General features: G+C 65.1%; 16 protein-coding genes. 13 read left to right on the top strand and 3 right to left on the bottom strand.

Annotated features, from left to right (window positions below; all coding sequences use genetic code 11):
• Positions 1-21: 21 nt before the first annotated feature.
• The gene (locus tag P7A97_RS14645) at positions 22-1,416 is read left to right on the top strand and encodes a class II fumarate hydratase (protein ID WP_277690684.1); all 1,395 of its coding nucleotides are present in this window, start codon (positions 22-24) and stop codon (positions 1,414-1,416) included.
• Complete coding sequence (locus P7A97_RS14650) at positions 1,409-2,029, top strand: NAD(P)H-dependent oxidoreductase (protein WP_277690685.1); 621 nt, start codon at positions 1,409-1,411, stop codon at positions 2,027-2,029. The genes P7A97_RS14645 and P7A97_RS14650 overlap by 8 nt, the downstream gene beginning before the upstream one ends.
• Here P7A97_RS14650 and P7A97_RS14655 read toward each other — a convergent pair.
• On the bottom strand, positions 2,026-2,988 hold the full coding sequence (locus P7A97_RS14655; RefSeq protein ID WP_277690686.1) for a DMT family transporter: 963 nt from the start codon (positions 2,986-2,988) through the stop codon (positions 2,026-2,028). The two genes, P7A97_RS14650 and P7A97_RS14655, sit on opposite strands and share 4 nt — an antisense overlap.
• Before the next feature lie 214 nt (positions 2,989-3,202).
• Between P7A97_RS14655 and P7A97_RS14660 the strand changes: the two genes are divergently transcribed.
• The gene (locus tag P7A97_RS14660) at positions 3,203-3,412 is read left to right on the top strand and encodes a DUF6316 family protein (protein WP_277690687.1); all 210 of its coding nucleotides are present in this window, start codon (positions 3,203-3,205) and stop codon (positions 3,410-3,412) included.
• A 10-nt stretch (positions 3,413-3,422) separates the two neighbouring features.
• Here P7A97_RS14660 and pap read toward each other — a convergent pair whose 3' ends face one another.
• Positions 3,423-4,910, bottom strand: coding sequence for a polyphosphate:AMP phosphotransferase (gene pap / locus P7A97_RS14665; RefSeq protein ID WP_277690688.1), 1,488 nt, complete (start codon positions 4,908-4,910; stop codon positions 3,423-3,425).
• A gap of 357 nt (positions 4,911-5,267) precedes the next feature.
• Here pap and mnmC point away from each other — a divergent pair, with 357 nt between their 5' ends.
• The 6 genes from mnmC to P7A97_RS14695 all read left to right on the top strand — a co-directional run bounded on the left by mnmC (position 5,268) and on the right by P7A97_RS14695 (position 10,136).
• On the top strand, positions 5,268-7,217 hold the full coding sequence (gene mnmC, locus P7A97_RS14670; RefSeq protein WP_277690689.1) for a bifunctional tRNA (5-methylaminomethyl-2-thiouridine)(34)-methyltransferase MnmD/FAD-dependent 5-carboxymethylaminomethyl-2-thiouridine(34) oxidoreductase MnmC: 1,950 nt from the start codon (positions 5,268-5,270) through the stop codon (positions 7,215-7,217).
• A gap of 84 nt (positions 7,218-7,301) precedes the next feature.
• Positions 7,302-7,847: a DUF3365 domain-containing protein gene (locus tag P7A97_RS14675; protein ID WP_277690690.1), complete on the top strand. Its 546-nt coding sequence runs from the start codon at positions 7,302-7,304 to the stop codon at positions 7,845-7,847.
• A gap of 1 nt (position 7,848) precedes the next feature.
• Positions 7,849-8,115, top strand: a complete 267-nt coding sequence (locus P7A97_RS14680; protein ID WP_277690691.1) for a metal-sensing transcriptional repressor — start codon at positions 7,849-7,851, stop codon at positions 8,113-8,115.
• Between the two features lie 28 nt (positions 8,116-8,143).
• Positions 8,144-8,686 carry a rhodanese-like domain-containing protein gene (locus tag P7A97_RS14685; protein WP_277690693.1) on the top strand — a complete coding sequence of 181 codons (543 nt, stop codon included), beginning with the start codon at positions 8,144-8,146 and terminating at the stop codon, positions 8,684-8,686.
• Positions 8,686-9,441, top strand: coding sequence for a sulfite exporter TauE/SafE family protein (locus tag P7A97_RS14690; RefSeq protein ID WP_277690694.1), 756 nt, complete (start codon positions 8,686-8,688; stop codon positions 9,439-9,441). The genes P7A97_RS14685 and P7A97_RS14690 overlap by 1 nt, the downstream gene beginning before the upstream one ends.
• 2 nt (positions 9,442-9,443) lie before the next feature.
• Positions 9,444-10,136, top strand: coding sequence for an MBL fold metallo-hydrolase (locus P7A97_RS14695; protein WP_277690695.1), 693 nt, complete (start codon positions 9,444-9,446; stop codon positions 10,134-10,136).
• Here the strand turns inward: P7A97_RS14695 and P7A97_RS14700 are convergent.
• Positions 10,133-10,597, bottom strand: coding sequence for a MarR family winged helix-turn-helix transcriptional regulator (locus tag P7A97_RS14700; protein ID WP_277690696.1), 465 nt, complete (start codon positions 10,595-10,597; stop codon positions 10,133-10,135). The genes P7A97_RS14695 and P7A97_RS14700 overlap by 4 nt on opposite strands.
• Positions 10,598-10,710: 113 nt before the next feature.
• Between P7A97_RS14700 and P7A97_RS14705 the strand changes: the two genes are divergently transcribed.
• From P7A97_RS14705 to P7A97_RS14720, 4 genes are all read left to right on the top strand, one after another.
• Complete coding sequence (locus P7A97_RS14705) at positions 10,711-12,480, top strand: N-acetylglutaminylglutamine amidotransferase (RefSeq protein ID WP_277690697.1); 1,770 nt, start codon at positions 10,711-10,713, stop codon at positions 12,478-12,480.
• Positions 12,481-12,527: 47 nt separating this feature from the next.
• Positions 12,528-14,264, top strand: coding sequence for an N-acetylglutaminylglutamine synthetase (gene ngg / locus P7A97_RS14710; protein WP_277690699.1), 1,737 nt, complete (start codon positions 12,528-12,530; stop codon positions 14,262-14,264).
• A gap of 51 nt (positions 14,265-14,315) precedes the next feature.
• Positions 14,316-15,512: an osmoprotectant NAGGN system M42 family peptidase gene (locus P7A97_RS14715; RefSeq protein WP_277690701.1), complete on the top strand. Its 1,197-nt coding sequence runs from the start codon at positions 14,316-14,318 to the stop codon at positions 15,510-15,512.
• A 92-nt stretch (positions 15,513-15,604) separates the two neighbouring features.
• Positions 15,605-18,358: a hybrid sensor histidine kinase/response regulator gene (locus P7A97_RS14720; RefSeq protein WP_277690702.1), complete on the top strand. Its 2,754-nt coding sequence runs from the start codon at positions 15,605-15,607 to the stop codon at positions 18,356-18,358.
• Positions 18,359-18,375 lie beyond the last annotated feature (17 nt).

An 18,375-nucleotide genomic window follows, 5' to 3' on the forward strand; every position in this document is an offset into this window, starting at 1 on the left:
GAAACTACCCGGAGAGTTGCCATGAGCCGTACCGAAACCGACAGCATTGGCGCCATCGAAGTCCCCACAGAAGCGTATTGGGGCGCACAGACCCAGCGCTCGCTGATCCATTTCGCCATTGGCGAGCAACGCATGCCCCTGACCGTGGTGCACGCCCTGGCGCTGATCAAGAAGGCTGCGGCACGGGTCAACTCACGCATCGGCGACCTGCCGCCGGACATCGCTCGCCTGATCGAACAGGCCGCCGACGAAATACTCGCAGGACAGCACGACGAGCAGTTCCCCCTGGTGGTCTGGCAGACCGGCAGCGGCACGCAAAGCAACATGAACGTCAACGAAGTGATCGCCGGGCGCGCCAACGAGCTGGCCGGCCAGGGCCGCGGTGGCAAGAGCCCGGTGCACCCCAATGACCATGTCAACCGGGCACAGAGCTCCAACGACAGCTTCCCCACGGCCATGCACATCGCCACGGCACAGGCCGTGCAACAACAGCTGCTACCGGCGATCAGCCAGCTTTCCAGCGCCCTGAGCGAACAGGCCAAGCGTTACATGGGCCTGGTCAAAACCGGACGCACCCACCTGATGGACGCCACTCCCATCACCTTTGGCCAGGAACTGTCGGCCTTTGTCGCCCAGCTGGGCTATGCCGACCAGGCCATCCGTGCCGCCCTGCCGGCCGTCTACGAACTGGCTCAGGGGGGCACCGCCGTCGGCACCGGCCTCAACGCTCCCAAGGGATTCGCCGAAGCCATGGCCGCGGAACTGGCGGCGCAGGCCGGCCTGCCCTTCGTTTCCGCGCCCAACAAGTTCGCTGCCCTGGCCGGCCATGAGCCGCTGACTGCACTGTCCGGCGCGCTGAAGACCCTGGCCGTGGCGCTGATGAAGATCGCCAACGACCTGCGCCTGCTGGGCTCCGGCCCGCGCGCCGGTTTTGCCGAAGTGAAGCTGCCGGCCAACGAGCCAGGCAGCTCGATCATGCCCGGCAAGGTCAACCCGACCCAGTGCGAAGCGCTGTCCATGCTCGCCTGCCAGGTGCTGGGCAACGACGCCACCATCGCCTTCGCCGCCAGCCAGGGCCACCTGCAGCTCAACGTGTTCAAGCCGGTCATCATCCACAACCTGCTGCAGTCGATCCGCCTGCTGGCCGATGGCTGCCGTAACTTTGCCGAACACTGCATCGAAGGCATGCAAGCGGATGAACAGCAGATGGCCGCGCATCTGGAGCGCGGCCTGATGCTGGTAACGGCGCTCAATCCACATATCGGTTACGACAAGGCTGCCAGAATCGCCAAGAAGGCCTACGCCGAGAACCTCAGCCTACGCGAGGCGGCGCTAGAGCTGGGCTACCTGAGCAACGATGAATTCGACGCCTGGGTTCGCCCAGAAAACATGCTGGAGTCCGGACAACATGGTTGAAACGATTAAGAGCGGTGCCACACCTCTGGAAGGCGACGGCAAGCGCATCCTGATGATTCTCGGCACCCCCAAGAGCGACAGCTTCTGCCACGCCATCGCCGAGGCCTATACCCAAGGTGCGCGCGGCAAGGGTCACGTGGTGCGCCAGCTCAGGCTGGCCGACCTGCAGTTCGATCCCATCCTGCGCGAGGGCTTTGGCCAGAACCAGGCACTGGAGGCCGATCTTCTGGAAGCCCAACGCTATATCCACTGGGCCGAGCACCTGGTGTTCGTCTACCCGGTCTGGTGGGGCGGTGTGCCGGCATTGCTCAAAGGCTTTTTCGACCGCACCTTCCTGCCCGGCTTCGCCTTCAAATACCGCAATCGCTCACAGCTGTGGGACAAACTGCTGGTCGGGCGTACCGCCGACCTGCTGGTGACCCTGGATACGCCGCCCTGGTATTTCCGCTGGATCTACGGCGCGCCGGCTCACCGGCAGATGGTGCGCACCACACTTGGCTTTTGCGGGATCAAGACCCGCCGCCTGGTCGAATTCGCCCCGGTGCGCCCCTCCTCCGAGGAGCAACGCCAGAGCTGGCTGCGCCGTGCCGAGAATCTGGGCGTTAAGGCTTAGAGCAGTGCCAGGCGGCGCGCTCTGCGTGCGCGGATGCTGGCCATGATCGAAGGCCCCAGGGCAACGAGCGCGGATCCCAGCACCACCAGCAAGGCGCCGCCATAGCCCAATGCATTGATCTGCTCGGGCAGCACATGCTCAGGCCAGAGGGAAGCCGCCAGGGCCACGGCGGAAAAGGTCACCAAAGGCGTCACCGCCAGGGTCGCACTGACACGCGAAGCTTCCCAATGCGCCAGGGCCTCGGCAAAGGCGCCATATGCGACCAGCGTATTCAAGCAGCAGGCCAGCAACAGCCAGCCCTGCAGCGGCGACAGCTGCAGAGCCTGCAACGGATGCGCCCAGGGCGTGAGGATCAGGGCGCAAGCCAGGTAGATCACCAGCATGATCTGCGGCGAACTCCACTGAGTCAGCAACTGCTTCTGCGCCAGGCCGTAGAACACCCAGACAAAGGCCGCCGCCAGCACGATCAGCACGCCGGTGGTGTAGGTGGTCAGCGAGGTCAGCAGCTCATCCAGGCGCTGATTGAAGAACAAACCGAAGCCCAGCAACAGCACACACATGCCGATGCCCTGGCCCAGGCTGAACGACTCACGAAACACCAGCAGGCTGGCGAGCAGAAAAAGAATGGGAGCCATCTGGATCACCAGCTGCGTGGTGCCAGGGCTAAGCAGATTGAGGCCGATCAGGTAGAGCACGTAGTTGGCCACCAGGCCGCCGATGGCCAGCGCCAGCAAACCCAGGCCACGCCGGCCCAAAGGCGCGAAGCGCGGCAAACGGCGACGGGCACCCAGCCAGACGAACAGGATCGAGCCGGCCACCAGCAGGCGGTACCAGGTGACGGTAATCGGGTCCATCACCTGCAGCACTTCTTTGAGCTTGATCGGCAGGATGCCCCAGAGCAGCGCGGTGGTCAGGGCTAGCAGCAGGCCAAAGAGCCAGCGGCCGGAGGAGATGTGCATGATGGCCTCGAAACAGGCAGGGCGGGCAAAAACGGCATTGTAGGGTTGCGACGGCAGGCCTCACAGCCACAGTTGACCACTCGGACAGGCAGAAACTGTGCTGCCGACACGCCAGCAATCGATCAAAAAACAACCACCCGTCGCCCACTCCCAGTCTGCTCTGGACCGAGCACTACACTCCAACCAAGTACATCCTGCGGCAGGAGGTCTTGCCATGTTTGGTCAACGCACAGTGGATGCCGCGCCCGGCACCCACTATCGGAGCGAGCGGGTCAGCGCAGTTAACGGTCAGTATTTCTTTTCCACACGCGAGGGCACTCTGGAAGGCCCTTACTTCACCCGCGTCGATGCCGAGCGGGAAATCGCCTTCTATATACGTCGCATGAAGCAGGCCAACGACATCATCGAGAGCCGCGCCTTCTAGCACGAGGCCTTCAATCCTCGGCGAAGGCTTTTTCCAGCGCATCATTGATGGTGCGCAGTACCTTCACGCGGGCAAAACGCTTGTCGTTGGCCTCGACCAGCGTCCAGGGCGCGATCGACGTGCTGGTGCGGTTGACCATGTCCCCCACTGCTGCTCGGTAGTCATCCCACTTGTCACGGTTGCGCCAGTCCTCTTCGGTGATCTTGAAACGCTTGAAGGGAATGGCCTCGCGCTCCTTGAAGCGCTTGAACTGCTCATCCTGGTCGATGGCCAGCCAGAACTTCACCAGCACCACGCCAGCACCAACCAGCTGCTCTTCAAAATCGTTGATTTCGCCGTAGGCACGTAGCCAATCGGCGGGCTCGCAGAAGCCCTCCACCCGCTCCACCAAGACCCGCCCGTACCAGGAACGGTCGAACACGGTGAACTTGCCACGCGCGGGAATGTGCCGCCAGAAACGCCACAGGTAGGGCTGATCGCGCTCTTCCTCGGTTGGCGCCGCAACCGGCACGATGCGGTATTGCCGCGGATCCAGCGCCGCGGCCACCCGACGGATCGCTCCGCCCTTGCCAGCCGCGTCATTGCCTTCGAACACGGCCACCAGGGCATGCCGGCGCATGCGCTTGTCACGCATCAGCGTGGCCAGCCGCGCCTGTTCCACGGCCAGCATGTCCTTGTACTCATCCTTTTCCAGCGCCTGGCTGAGGTCGAGGCTGTCCAGCAGGCCACGGTTGTCCAGGCTGGCGATCATCGGCGCCACATGCGGCTGCGGAATACGCCGGGTCTTGGCCTTGAGCGCAGCCTGCAGGCCATCGAGCAGAATGCGCCCGACCATCAGGCTGCGATAGTTCTCGTCACTGCCCTCGACCACATACCAGGGCGCAAAGTCGCGGCTGGTACGGCGCAGCACCCGTTCGCCGTGGCGCACGAACTTGTCGTAAGTCTTCGACTGCAGCCAGTCCAGCGGACTGATGCGCCAGGCATGCTGCGGGTCGTCCTGCAGCGTCTTCAGGCGCACCTTCATCTGCTTCTTGGACAGGTGGAACCAGAATTTGAAGATCAGCGCGCCCTCGTCGCAGAGCATCTGCTCCAGCGCCAGGGCGTTGTCGATGGCCTGATCCAGTACGGCATCCTTGAAATGCCCGTGCACCCTTCCCTGCAGCATCTGGCTGTACCAGTTACCGAAGAAGATGCCGATCCGCCCCTTGGGCGGCAGCTGCCGCCAGTAGCGCCAGGCCGGCGGCCGGGCCAGTTCTTCGTCGGTCTGCACATCGAAGGTGTTGACCTGAATCAGGCGCGGATCCATCCACTCATTGAGCAGCTTGACCGTCTCGCCCTTGCCCGCGCCCTCGATGCCGTTGATCAGGATGATCACCGGAAAGCGCCCCTGCTGCTTCAGCTCGTACTGCGCCTCCAGCAAGCCCTCACGCAACGCCGGCACTTCGCGCGCGTAGGTTTCCTCGTCAATTGCATGCCCCAACTCGGCGGACTCGAACATAGTGGTCTCCCTGTCTCGATCCGCTCAGCCTAGCGGATTGGCGGGTGCTTAGGGTCTGTTGCCGTTTCGTCGCGACCGCGACGAAGCTCGTTTTTGCCCGGAGCTAGGCGCGAGACGCGAAGTTTGGTCGTCCAAATGAGCCGTCGAGTAACGACGTTCCGCGCCAAAACGGGCTCGTCCCTCCGGGCTGCGCGAAAAACCTCGCCATGCGGTGTTGTGGGATTTGCCAAGGGAATGACCATTGCCAGCATCCCACGCCTAGCTTGGCGAGTTTTTCACAGCAGCGCGGCTTGCGCCGAAACGGCAACAGACCCTAGGTATGTCGCTACAATGCGCGCCTGCCTGCAAGGTGCCCCGATGTCCGACTCCCATACCGCCCAGCTCGACTGGGATGAACAAGGCATACCGCTGTCACGCCAGTTCGGCGATGTGTACTTCTCCCGCGAAGACGGACTGGGCGAGACTCGCCACGTTTTTCTCGATGGCAACGACCTCGCACCGCGTTTTGCCGCCCTGCCGGCCGGCGGGCGCCTGATCATCGGCGAAACCGGCTTCGGCACCGGCACCAATTTTCTCTGCGCCTGGCAGCTATTCGAGCAATTGGCGCCTGCCGACGCGCAGCTGCACTTCGTCAGTGTCGAGAAGTACCCCCTGAGCAATCACGACCTGCGCCGTGCCCTGGCGCTGTGGCCGGAACTGGCGCCCTGGAGCGAACCGCTGCTGGAGCAGTACGTGGCCATCCACCCTGGCTTCCAGCGACTGCTGCTGGCCGGCGGCCGGGTGGTGCTGACCCTGTTGATCGGTGACGCCCACGACCTGCTGCCGCAGCTTGATGCCCAGGTCGACGCCTGGTTCCTCGACGGCTTCGCCCCGGCGAAGAATCCGCAGATGTGGACGGCCGACATCTTCGCCCAACTGGCCCGGCTCTCGGCGCCTGGCGCCAGCCTGGCCACCTTCACCAGCATGGGTGATGTACGCCGCGGCCTGATCGCCGCCGGTTTCACCATGCGCAAGCGACCCGGCCACGGCAAGAAATGGGAGTTCCTCTGCGGTCATTACACAGGTGCCGCACCTACGTCTGAAAAGCCCTGGCATGCCCGCCCCCACCAGGCAGACAAGCGCGAGGCGCTGGTGATTGGCGCCGGCCTGGCCGGGTGTGCCACCGCGGCGAGCCTGGCTGCACGTGGTTGGCAGGTGACGTTGATCGAGCGTCATGCCGATATCGCCCAGGAGGCCTCAGGCAACCCGCAAGGCGTGCTCTACCTCAAGCTGTCGGCCCACGGTACTGCGCTGTCGCAACTGGTGCTGGCTGGCTTCGGTCATACCCGCCGCCTGTTGCAGCGTTTGCAGCCAGATGCCTGGTCGGCCTGTGGTGTGCTGCAACTGGCCTTCGATGCCAAAGAACTCGAGCGTCAGAACAAACTGGCCGAGGCGTTTCCGCCCGCCCTGCTGCAGATGCTGGAACAGGACCAGGCCGAGGCGATCGCCGGGATCGAACTGCCGGCCGGCGGGCTGTTCTACCCCGAAGCCGGCTGGGTACATCCGCCGGCCTTGTGCCACCTACTGGCCGAGCATCCGGGGGTGCGCCTGCTGACGCATAGTGAAGCGCTTGAGCTGCGCCGAGTCGCTGACCGTTGGCAGGCATTGGAAGGTGAGCGCCTGCTGGCCGAGGCGCCGGTAGCGGTGCTGGCCGGGGCCGCCGAGGTGCAACGCTTCGCCGCCGAACTGCCACTCAAGCGGATTCGCGGGCAGATCACGCGCCTGCCGCAGACCACAGCCAGCGCCGCGCTGAACTGCGTGGTGTGCGCCGAAGGCTATGTGGCACCGGCACGCCAGGGCGAGCACACCCTGGGCGCCAGCTTCGACTTTCACAGCCAGGACTGCACACCAACCGCTGCCGAACACGCCGGCAATCTCGACTTGCTGCGGGAAATCTCCACGGATCTCAGCGGCCGTCTGCACGCCGACTCGCTCGAGCCAGCCCAACTGCAAGGCCGGGCGGCCTTTCGCTGTACCAGCCCGGACTACCTGCCCATCGTCGGCCCGCTGGCCGACCCCGACGCATTCGCCAGCGCCTACGCCGTGCTCGGCAAGGACGCCCGCCAGGTGCCGGATACCCCCTGCCCCTGGCGGGAGGGCCTGTACGTCAACAGCGGCCACGGCTCACGTGGGCTGATCAGCGCACCACTCAGCGCCGAACTGCTGGCGGCCTGGCTGAATAATGAACCCCTACCCGTCTCGCGCGCGGTAGCCGAGGCCTGCCATCCCAATCGTTTCCTGCTGCGCAAACTGATCCGCGGCCAATGACCGCAGGCTGACACGACGAGTGACGGTTGTCTTTTTTACCATCGAACATATACTCCCCCCTGTATATAAATAGGGAGTATGTCGATGCGCCTGTTCACCCTCCTGCTCTGCTGGGCCCCACTGCTCGCCCAGGCCACCGATCTGGCACAACTGCGCAGCGAGGCCGAAGCCCTCATACCGCCGTTCCAGCAACAGCTGCTGGCCAGCGTGCAGACCGCAGTCACCGCAGGCGGTCCGACCCAGGCCGTCGAAGCCTGCCGCCAGCTGGCGCCCGGCATCGCCCAGCAGCACAGCGTCGCGCCCTGGACAGTGGGGCGTACCGCGCTGCGCCTGCGCAATCCGGATAACCGCCCGGATGCCTGGGAGCAGGCCGTGCTGGAGGACTTCCAGCGCCGCAGCCAGGCCGGCGAGGCTGTCGCCCGCCTGAACCGTGCCGAAGTGGTGGGTGGCGAGTTCCGCTACATGCGCGCCATCGCCACCGGCGAGCCCTGCCTGGCCTGTCACGGCAGTGCGATCAAGCCCGAGCTGGTGCAGCTGCTCGACCGCCATTACCCGCAGGATCAGGCCCGCGGCTTCACCGCCGGCGAACTGCGCGGCGCCTTCACCCTGCGCCGTCCTCTGGAGCCCTGAGATGACCACCCCCAACACCCAGCAACAGGACGCCATGCTCAAGCGCCTGGCCCGTGTCGAGGGCCAGATCCGCGGCATCCAGGCCATGATCCGCCGCGGCGAAGAGTGCGAGGCCATCGCCCAGCAGTTCGCTGCTGCGCGCAAGGCACTGGATAAGGCTTACCAGGAAATGCTCGCGTGCCTGCTCGAGGAAACCGTGCTCGACCCCACGCGTGACGACGCCGAAACACTGGCACGCGTACGTGCCATCTTCACCAAATACACCTGAACCCTATACCCCCAGGGAGTACCCTGAAATGACCGACACCATCTGCCTGATCGACGCCCCGCGCTTCGCCAGCGCCCGCCAGCAGGGGCATGTGCGCTTTCTTATCGACGTGCGCAGCCCGGCCGAATTCCGCGCCCAGCACGTGGCCGGCGCGCGCAATGTGCCGCTAGACCAGATGCAGCCGGCCGAACTGGTCCGGCAACTGCGTCAGGAAGGCCTGCAAAACGGCGACGAGCTGTACCTGATCTGCCAGAGCGGCCAGCGCGCACGACGCGCCGCCGAGCAATTGCAGAGCCTGCTGCCCGGCGTACAGGTGATCGAAGGCGGCACCGAGGCCTGCGTAGGTTGTGGCCTGCCCATCGAGCAGGCGGCCAGCAACGTCATCAGCATCCAGCGCCAGGTACAGATCACCGCCGGCAGCCTGGTGTTGCTCGGCGTGATCCTCGGCACCTGGCTGCATCCCGGCTGGTACGGGCTGGCCGGGTTTGTCGGCGCCGGGCTGACTTTCGCCGGCCTCAGCAACACGTGCGCCATGGCCCTGCTGCTCGCCCGCATGCCCTGGAATCGCTGATGGACCTTCTGCTGCTGGAGGCCCTGGGCATCGGCGCCATACTGGGCCTGCTGCTCGGCCTGACCGGCTCCGGCGGCTCGCTGGTGGCTCTGCCCCTGTTGCTCAGCCTGCACCTGCCACTGCGCGACGCCATCGGTGTCAGCCTGGGCGCCGTGGCGCTGACCGCACTGATCGGTGCCGTACCGCGCGCCCGCCTCGGCCAGGTAGCCTGGCGGCCAGCGCTGCTGCTGGCCGTCGCTGGCCTGCCCGGCAATGCCGTGGGTCAATGGCTAGGTCGACAGATACCCGAGCTGCTGTTGATTCTCGGCTTCTGCGCACTGGTCTTGTGGAGTGCCTGGCGCATGTGGCGCAGCTCATGCCAGGTGCGCAGCGGCAGCGGTCCGCTGCGCAGCATCCCACTCGTACTGATCGGCCTGGCGGTCGGAGTGTTCTCCGGGCTGATGGGGGTCGGCGGCGGCTTCATGGTGGTGCCCGCACTGCTCGCCTTCACCCCCCTGAGCATGCTGGCCGCCAGCGCCACGTCACTGGCGGTGATTGCCCTGGTCTCGGGTGGCGGCTTCGCCCTCTACCTCAGCGGTGCGAATCCATCCCTGGCGCTGCTGGCCGGGCTAACCCTGGGCGGCGCCGGTGGCGTGCTGGGCGGTAATGCCCTGGCCCAACGCCTGGGCGGGCAAACCCTGCAGCGCCTGTTTGCCCTGATGCTGGTGGCAGTCAGTCTGTCTCTGGCCGTGCAGAAAATTTCCGCAGGAGTCTGATCATGCTTTTCCGCCAACTGTTCGATAGCAACAGCTCGACCTACACCTACCTGCTGGCCGATGCCGGCGAGGCTGTGCTGATCGACCCGGTGAAGGAACATCTCGACAATTACCTGCGCCTGCTGCGCGAACTGGAACTGCGCCTGGTGCTGGCTATCGATACCCACACCCATGCCGACCACATCACCGCACTCGGCGGGCTGCGTGACGCAACCGGCTGCCGCAGCGGTTTCGGCGCCCAGAGCGGCAGTGCCTGTGCCAGTTTCACCTTCGCCGAGGGCGAACGCCTGGTGTTCGGCGGTAAGGCACTGATCGCCTGGCACACACCGGGCCATACCGATGATTCGTATTGCTTCCTGCTGCCCGCCACAGCGCAGCAGCCAGGCAAACTGTTCACCGGCGACACCCTGCTGATCCGCGGCAGCGGCCGCACCGATTTCCAGAATGGCAGTGCCCGCGCCCAGTGGGCCAGCCTGCAGCGCCTGCTGGCCCTGCCGGGTGACACCGAGGTCTGGCCTGGCCACGACTATCGCGGCTGGACCCGTTCCAGCATCGCTGAAGAGGCTGCGCACAATCCCCGCCTACAGGTGGCCGATGTCGAGGCCTATGTCGAGTTGATGGGCAATCTCAAGCTGCCCAATCCCAAACTGATGGACGTCGCCGTGCCGGCCAATCGCGGCTGCGGCTTGGGCTAGTCGCTCTCTCCACACATTTCTGCCACGCGCAGCAAGGCGGCGGTCAGGCTGTGCCGCTCCCACTCCGGCAGTGCACCGAAGGCCGTGCGCAAGGCTGGCGGCAGCAAGGGCGGCGCCTCGGCCAGCAGGCTGCGGCCAACTTCGCTGGTCGACAGCCACTGCCGGCGGCGATCCTGATCATCACGCTGACGTTGTAGCAGGCCGCGCTCTTCGAGACGCTCGAGCATGCCGGAGAGCGTCGCCGCGCTCAGGCTGACGCGCCCGCTCAGTGCACTGGCGGTCAAGCGCCCTTCGGCATCGAGCACGCGCAGAATCATCAGTTGCATGGGGGTCAGCCCGCCGAAGCGTCCCAGGCGCTTGGCATGTACCTCACCCGCCTGCTGCAAACGGCGCATGGCACGAAACAGGGCTGGCTCGAAGGCTGACAAATCGCATTCAGTAGGAATTATTTTTTCTGTCACATAGCCATCCTTATCGGAAATAAAACTTTGACATCAAAGCATTATTTTGTTTTGGTGTAAAAGGATTCGTCATCGGACGGACACCTCCCCAACGGCAAAACCGGTAAGGATATATGTGCGGAATCGCTGGAGAAATACGCTTCGACCAACGCCCGGCCGACCTGGCCGCTATCGAGAAAATCACTCATCACCTGGCCCCTCGCGGCCCTGACGCCTGTGGCTTCCACAGCAGCGGGCAGATGGCCTTCGGCCACCGCCGCCTGAAGATCATGGATCTGGAGCCTGCCTCCGGCCAGCCCATGATTGATCACCAGCTGGGCTTGACCCTGGTGTTCAACGGCGCCATCTACAACTACCCCGAGCTGCGCGCCGAACTGCAGGCCCTGGGCTATCAGTTCCACTCAAATGGCGATACCGAGGTGCTGCTCAAGGGCTACCACGCCTGGGGCGAGAACCTGCTGCCGAAACTCAACGGCATGTTCGCCTTCGCCATCTGGGAGCGCGACCGCGAGCGCCTGTTCATGGCCCGTGACCGCCTCGGCATCAAGCCGCTGTACATGAACCAGGATGGCAACCGCCTGCGCTTCGCCTCGACCCTGCCGGCCCTGCTGCAGGGCGGCGGCATCGACACCAGCCTGGACCCCGTGGCGCTCAACCACTACCTGAACTTCCATGCCGTGGTGCCTGCACCGCGCACCCTGCTCAGTGGCGTGGAAAAACTGCCGCCAGCCACCTGGCTGCGCGTCGAGGCCGACGGCCGCCGCGAACAGCATTGCTGGTGGCAACTGCAGTTCGGTCCGCAGCGTGACGAAGTGCCGTACGAGCTGAACGACTGGCGCGACCTGGTGCTCGACGGACTGCGCCAAGCGGTAAGCATCCGCCAGCGCGCCGCCGTGGATGTTGGCGTGCTGCTCTCCGGCGGGGTGGACTCCAGCCTGCTGGTCGGTCTGCTGCGCGAGGCCGGGGTCGACAACCTCTCGACCTTCTCCATCGGCTTCGAGGATGCCGGCGGCGAGCGCGGCGACGAGTTCCACTACTCCGACCTGATCGCCAACCACTATGGCACCCGCCACCATCAGCTGCGCATCGGCGAGCACGAGATCATCGAACGCCTGCCCGAGGCCTTCCGCGCCATGAGCGAGCCGATGGTCAGCCACGACTGCATCGCCTTCTATCTGCTGTCGCGGGAAGTGTCCAAGCACTGCAAGGTGGTGCAGAGCGGCCAGGGCGCGGATGAGCTGTTCGCCGGCTATCACTGGTATCCGCAGGTGGACGGTGCCCAGGATGCCTTCGCCGCCTACCGCAAGGCGTTCTTCGACCGCGACCACGCCGAGCTGCTGGAAACCCTGCAGCGCAAGTGGCAGGGCGAGGACTGGGCCGGCGAGTTCGTCCGCGAGCACTTCGCCATGCCGGGCGCCGCCGCGCCGGTGGACAAGGCTCTGCGTCTGGACAGCACCATCATGCTGGTCGACGACCCGGTCAAGCGGGTCGACAACATGACCATGGCCTGGGGCCTGGAGGCCCGCGTGCCGTTCCTCGACTACCGCCTGGTCGAGCTGTCGGCACGCATCCCGGCCCGCTTCAAGCTGCCCGACGGCGGCAAGCAGGTACTCAAGGAAGCGGCGCGCCAGGTCATCCCCCATGAGGTGATCGACCGTCCCAAAGGCTATTTCCCGGTGCCCGGCCTCAAGCACCTGGAAGGCGCCACCCTGGGCTGGGTACGTGACCTGCTGCTCGACCCCAGCCAGGATCGCGGCTTGTTCGAGCCGGCCATGCTCGACCGCCTGCTCAGCGATCCACGTGGTCAGCTCACTCCCCTGCGTGGCTCCAAGTTGTGGCAGTTGGCCGCGCTCAATCTCTGGCTCAGCGAACACGGACTCTAGGGCTGTCTCAGCCCTGGACCGCAAGACAACGACCAAGGAGCTTCACCATGCGCGCCACTGCCTACAACCAACGCCTGCTGCGCGGCCAACCGCCGTCTTATCAGCGTCTGCAGGCTCACCTGGCCAAGGACGGAACCGAACAGGGCCAGCCGCAGCATATCCACTGCGGCTGGGGCCGCCTGCTGATCGGCCAGACCTACCCGGATGCCGCCGCCCTGGCCGCCGAACTGCTCAACGAGCGCCCCGGTGAGCGCGACATCGCGCTGTACGTGGCCGCGCCGCAACAGGTGCTGGCCCAGGCGCCGCAGCAGCTGTTCCTCGACCCGTCCGATACCCTGCGCCTGTGGTTCACCGACTACCGCCCGGCACACCGAAGCTTCCGCGGCTTCCAGATCCGCCGGGTGCAGAACGAAGCCGACTGGGAGGCGGTCAACCGCCTGTACCTGCAGCGCGGCATGCTGCCGGTCGACGTCGAGCACCTCACTCCGCGCGAGGAAGGCGGCCCCAGCTACTGGCTGGCCGAGGACGAGAGCAGCGGCCAGATCATCGGTACGGTGATGGGCCTCAACCACCTCAAGGCCTTTGCCGACCCGGAAGGCGGCAGCAGCCTGTGGTGCCTGGCCGTGGCACCGGACTGCCAGCGCCCGGGCGTGGGCGAGGCGCTGGTGCGCCACCTGATCGAGCACTGCATGAGCCGCGGCCTGAGCTATCTCGACCTGTCGGTGCTGCACGACAACCTGCAGGCCAAGGCGCTGTACGCCAAGCTGGGCTTTCGCGACCTGCAGACCTTCGCCATCAAGCGCCGCAACGGTATCAACCAGGCACTGTTCCTCGGCCCAGGCCCGGAGGCGGAGCTCAACCCCTACGCGAAAATCATCGTTGACGAGGCCCAGCGCCGCGGCATCGACGTGCAAGTGACCGACGCCGAAGCCGGCCTGTTCACCCTCAGCCAGGGCGGACGGCGCATTCGCTGCCGCGAGTCGCTGTCGGACCTGACCAGCGCCGTCAGCATGACCCTGTGCCAGGACAAGCGCCTGACTCACCGCGCCTTTGCCCGCGCCGGCCTAAGCCAGCCAGCCCAGCGCCTGGCGGGTAATACCGAGAGCAATGCCGCCTTTCTCGCCGAACACGGCAGCGTGGTGGTCAAGCCGGTGGATGGCGAACAGGGCCAGGGCGTTGCGGTCGACCTGCGCGGCCACGAGGAACTGGAAGAAGCCATCGCCCGTGCCCGCCAGTTCGACAGCCGTGTACTGCTGGAAAGCTATCACCCAGGCTTCGACCTGCGCATCGTGGTGATCGGCTATGAAGTGGTTGCCGCGGCCATTCGCCATCCGGCCACCGTGGTCGGCGATGGTGTGCACAGCATCGGCGCGCTGATCGAAACCCAGAGCCGCCGTCGTCAGGCGGCCACGGGCGGCGAGAGCCGCATCCCGCTGGACGCCGAAACCCAGCGCACCCTGCATGATGCCGGCTACGACTACTCCAGCGTGCTGGAGGCCGGGCAGCGCCTGGCCGTGCGCAAGACGGCCAACCTGCACACTGGCGGCACCCTGGAAGATGTCACGGCCATTCTCCACCCAACACTGGCCGATGCCGCGGTGAAAGCGGCACGCGCCCTGGAAATCCCGGTAGTCGGCCTGGACCTGCTGGTGCCGGCAGCCGACCAGCCCGAGTACGTGCTGATCGAGGCCAACGAACGGGTCGGCCTGGCCAACCACGAGCCGCAGCCAACCGCCGAACGCTTCGTCGATCTGCTGTTCCCGCTCAGCCGCCTGCACCCCTGAATACTCCCCCGCTCCCGGCCGGGAGCGGGACTGCATCCTTGAGGAGCTGCCATGTCGCAACTGCCCGAACCCGATCTTGCCTACCTGCGCCAGGTGCTGCTGGAAATGCTGGCCATACCCAGCCCTACCGGTTTTACCGACACCATCGTGCGCTATGTTGCCGAACGCCTGAACGAGCTGGGCATCCCCTATGAACTGACCCGCCGCGGCACCATCCGCGCGACGCTCAAGGGCAAGCGCTACAGCCCGGACCGTGCCGTGTCGGCGCACCTCGACACCATCGGCGCCAGCGTGCGCGGCATCCAGGACAATGGTCGCCTGAGTCTGGCGCCAGTCGGCTGCTGGTCGAGCCGCTTCGCCGAGGGCAGCCGGGTCAGCCTGTTCACCGACAAGGGCGTGCTGCGTGGCAGCGTGCTGCCGCTGCTGGCCTCCGGGCATGCCTTCAATACCGCAGTGGATCAGCTGCCAGTCAGCTGGGACCATATCGAATTGCGCCTCGACGCCGTCACCGAAAGCCGTGCACAGACCATCGAACTGGGCGTCGAGGTCGGTGACTTCATCGCCTTCGACCCGCTGCCGGAGTTCACCGAAAGCGGTTACATCAGCTCGCGCCATCTGGACGACAAGGCTGGCGCGGCCGCCCTGCTCACCGCGCTCAAGGGCGTGGTGGAAAGTGGCCTGGAGCCGGCCATCGACTGCCACCCGCTGTTCACCATCACCGAGGAAGTCGGTTCCGGCGCCGCCGCCGCCCTGCCCTGGGATGTCAGCGAGTTCGTCGGCATCGACATCGCCCCGGCCGCGCCTGGCCAGCAATCCAGCGAGCATGCGGTGAGCGTGGCCATGCAGGACTCCGGCGGGCCCTACGACTACCACCTGTCGCGCCACTTGCTGAAACTGGCCGCCGAGCAGGACATCCCGGTACGTCGCGATCTGTTCCGCTACTACCACAGCGATGCGCAATCGGCGGTGACCGCCGGCCATGACATCCGTACCGCGCTGCTGGCTTTCGGCTGCGACGCCACCCATGGCTACGAGCGCACCCATATCGACAGTCTGGCTGCCTTGAGCCGCCTGCTCGGGGCCTATCTGCTCAGCCCGCCGGTGTTCGCCAGCGACGCGCAACCGGCCAAGGAACAGTCACTGGAGCGCTTCAGCCACCAGATCGAGCACGATACGCAACTGGGCAGCGATACCCAGGTGCCGAGCATCGAGAGCGTACTGGGTACCCGACCACCGGCTGGCGACTGAATCGGCAGGCTGACCGGCAAGCCCCTTGATGGCAACTCGACATCTGCGTAATAGTGCGGGCAATAATTATTAGAAGCCCTGAAGGTCGGCCAATGCCTCGTTTGTTTCTGGCTATGCTGCTGCTCTGCTTGGGCGGGCCGCTGTGGGGAATGTCCCCGGCCCCGCTGGATAGTGATGATATTCGCCTGTCGCTGGCGCCCTATCTGGGTTATTACGAGGATCGCGACGGCAACCTGGAGGTTGCCGACGTGCAGCGTCTGCCCGACAACGCCTTCAGAGCCATCACCAGCGTCAACCTCAACCTGGGCAAGAATGCATCCACCTGGTGGATCAAGGTGCCCCTGCGCAACAGTCGACAACACGCCCTGGGCGGCTACCTGGAAGCCAACTACGCCCTGCTCGACCGCCTCGATATCTATCTGCTGCCCTCTGCAGGCCCGCTGCAACATCAGCAAGGCGGCGATAACTATGCCTTCGACCAGCGCCCGGTCAAGGTGCGCCACCTCTGGTTCCCCCTCGAAGTCCCGCCCGGCGACAGCACATTGCTGTTGAGAGTACAGACCAGCAGCACCGTATTTGTCCCTCTGTTTTTCAGCACCTACGCCGCCAGTGCAGCCGAGCAGGAAACCCTGATGGGCCTCAACGGCGCCTATTACGGCGTGCTGTTCGCCATGTTCGTGTACAACCTGTTCCTGTTCATGGCCCTGCGCGAGCGCGCCTACTTCTGGTACCTGGTGTACATCGTCAACATTGGCCTGCTAGGGCTCAGCATCGACGGTCTGCTGTTCAAGATGCTGCCCGACCAGGTCGCTCTGCAGGCCGTGAGCATCTACATCATCATGTTCCTGCATGGCCTCACCTCCGTGCAGTTCAGTCGCCACTTCCTCAACCTGCCCCAGCACTTCCCCCGCCTGGACCTGGGCATGCGCCTGTTGATGCTGGGCATCCTCGGCAGTCTGCTGTCGGCGCCGCTGATCGGTATGGCGGCGTGGAGCATCATCTCCAGCCTGGCGATACTGGTGGTGTCACTCATCCTCCTGCTGGCCGGCATCTACACCTGGAGCCAGGGCCTGCGCCACGGCTCCTACTACGTGTTGGCCTGGAGTGTTCTTCTGGTCGCCTTCGTCATGATCACCAGTGCCTCTCTGGGTATGGAAGTCTTCGGCGTCTACAGTTCGGCGGTGGTCAAGGTGGGCGTGGCCATCGAGCTGCTGACCCTGTCCCTGGGCCTGGCCGACCGCATCAACCAACTCAAGGAAGAAGGCTTTCACTCGCGCGAAGCGGCCACCCGCGCCGAGATGGAAAACAAGGCCAAAAGCCGCTTCCTGGCCAAGATGAGCCACGAGATCCGCACGCCACTCAATGGTGTACTCGGCATGCTGCAACTGCTGCGCAGTACACCGCTGGACAACCACCAACGGGTCTATCTGGACACCATCAACAGCTCCGGGCACACCCTGATGGCGGTGATCAACGACATCCTTGATTACGCCCGCATCGAGTCCGGCAAGCTGAGCCTGGAAAACATCGAGTTCGACCTGGAGCAACTGCTGTCAGACACCCTGATGCTGTTCACCGCCCAGGCCTTAGACAAGCGCCTGCGCCTCTACATCAGCCTGGAAGGCGGCGTACCACAGCGCATCAGTGGCGACCCGACCCGCCTCAAGCAGGTTCTGATGAACCTGCTGGGCAACGCCGTGAAATTCACCGAGCAGGGCAGCGTCACCCTGACAGTGAGCCGGCGCAGCAACAGCACGGGGCAATACCACCTGGTCTTCGCGGTCACCGACACGGGCATCGGCATCAGCGAAAGCACCCGCGGTCAGCTGTTCAAATCCTTCTCCCAAGGCGACTCCAGCACCACCCGACGCTTTGGCGGCAGCGGCCTGGGGCTGGCCATCTGCAAGGAGCTGGTGGAAATGATGGGCGGTGGCATCGAACTGCAGAGCACCTCGGGTCAGGGCACGCGCTTTGCTTTCGACATTCCGCTACACCCGGTGAACCCTGGGGACGAGGAGTTGGCCACGCTGCTCGCCAACCGTACCGCCCTCCTCTGCTCCATGGACAGCCAGGGCCTGGATTGCCTCGACCCTCTACTCAGACGCTGGGGCATGCGCACTCAGCGCTGCCGCGACCCCGAACGCCTGCGCGCCGATCTGGAAGAGTTCACTTCACCCCCCCTGCTGGTGTTGATGGAGCCCTGGCCAGGTATTGGCAGCCACTGGCTGGACAACCTGAGGCCCTACCTGCAACAAGGCCAGCGCGTGCTTCTGCTTAGCTCGGCAGGCGAACGCCAGGCACATCCGGACCACCATCAGCTCAAACTGCTCGGCCTGCCGCTGCCGCTGTCCCTGGTAGCCCTGCGGGAAACGCTGCTGAAGCTGTATCGCGAGCAGCCCAGCGCAACCCTGTGCCGCCTGGAGCCGGCACCTCAGCGGGCGGGCAAGGTGCCCTGCATCCTGGTGGCCGAGGACAATCGGGTAAACCAGCAAGTGGTACAGGGCCTGCTCAAGAGCCGCGGCTACCAGGTCCGCCTGGTTGGCGACGGCCAGTCGGTGGTCGACGAGTACCGGCGCAACCCGAGCGCCATCCAGCTGATCCTGATGGATTACGAGATGCCCGAACTGGACGGTCTGGAGGCCACCCGGCAGATCCGTCGCCTGGAGTACAACAAGCAGCTGCCGGCGGTGCCGATCATCGCCCTGACCGCACATATCCTCGATGAACACCGACAGCAGAGCCTGCAAGCCGGCATGAACGATTTCCTCGGCAAACCCCTGGATAGCCAGCAGCTGTTCGCCCTGCTCGACCACTACCTGCTCGCCGAAGCCCATGCAACCGATTAGCATGCCCAGCCGCCAAC

It is taken from the genome of Pseudomonas sp. GOM6 (assembly GCF_029537485.1).
Lineage (GTDB): Bacteria > Pseudomonadota > Gammaproteobacteria > Pseudomonadales > Pseudomonadaceae > Aquipseudomonas.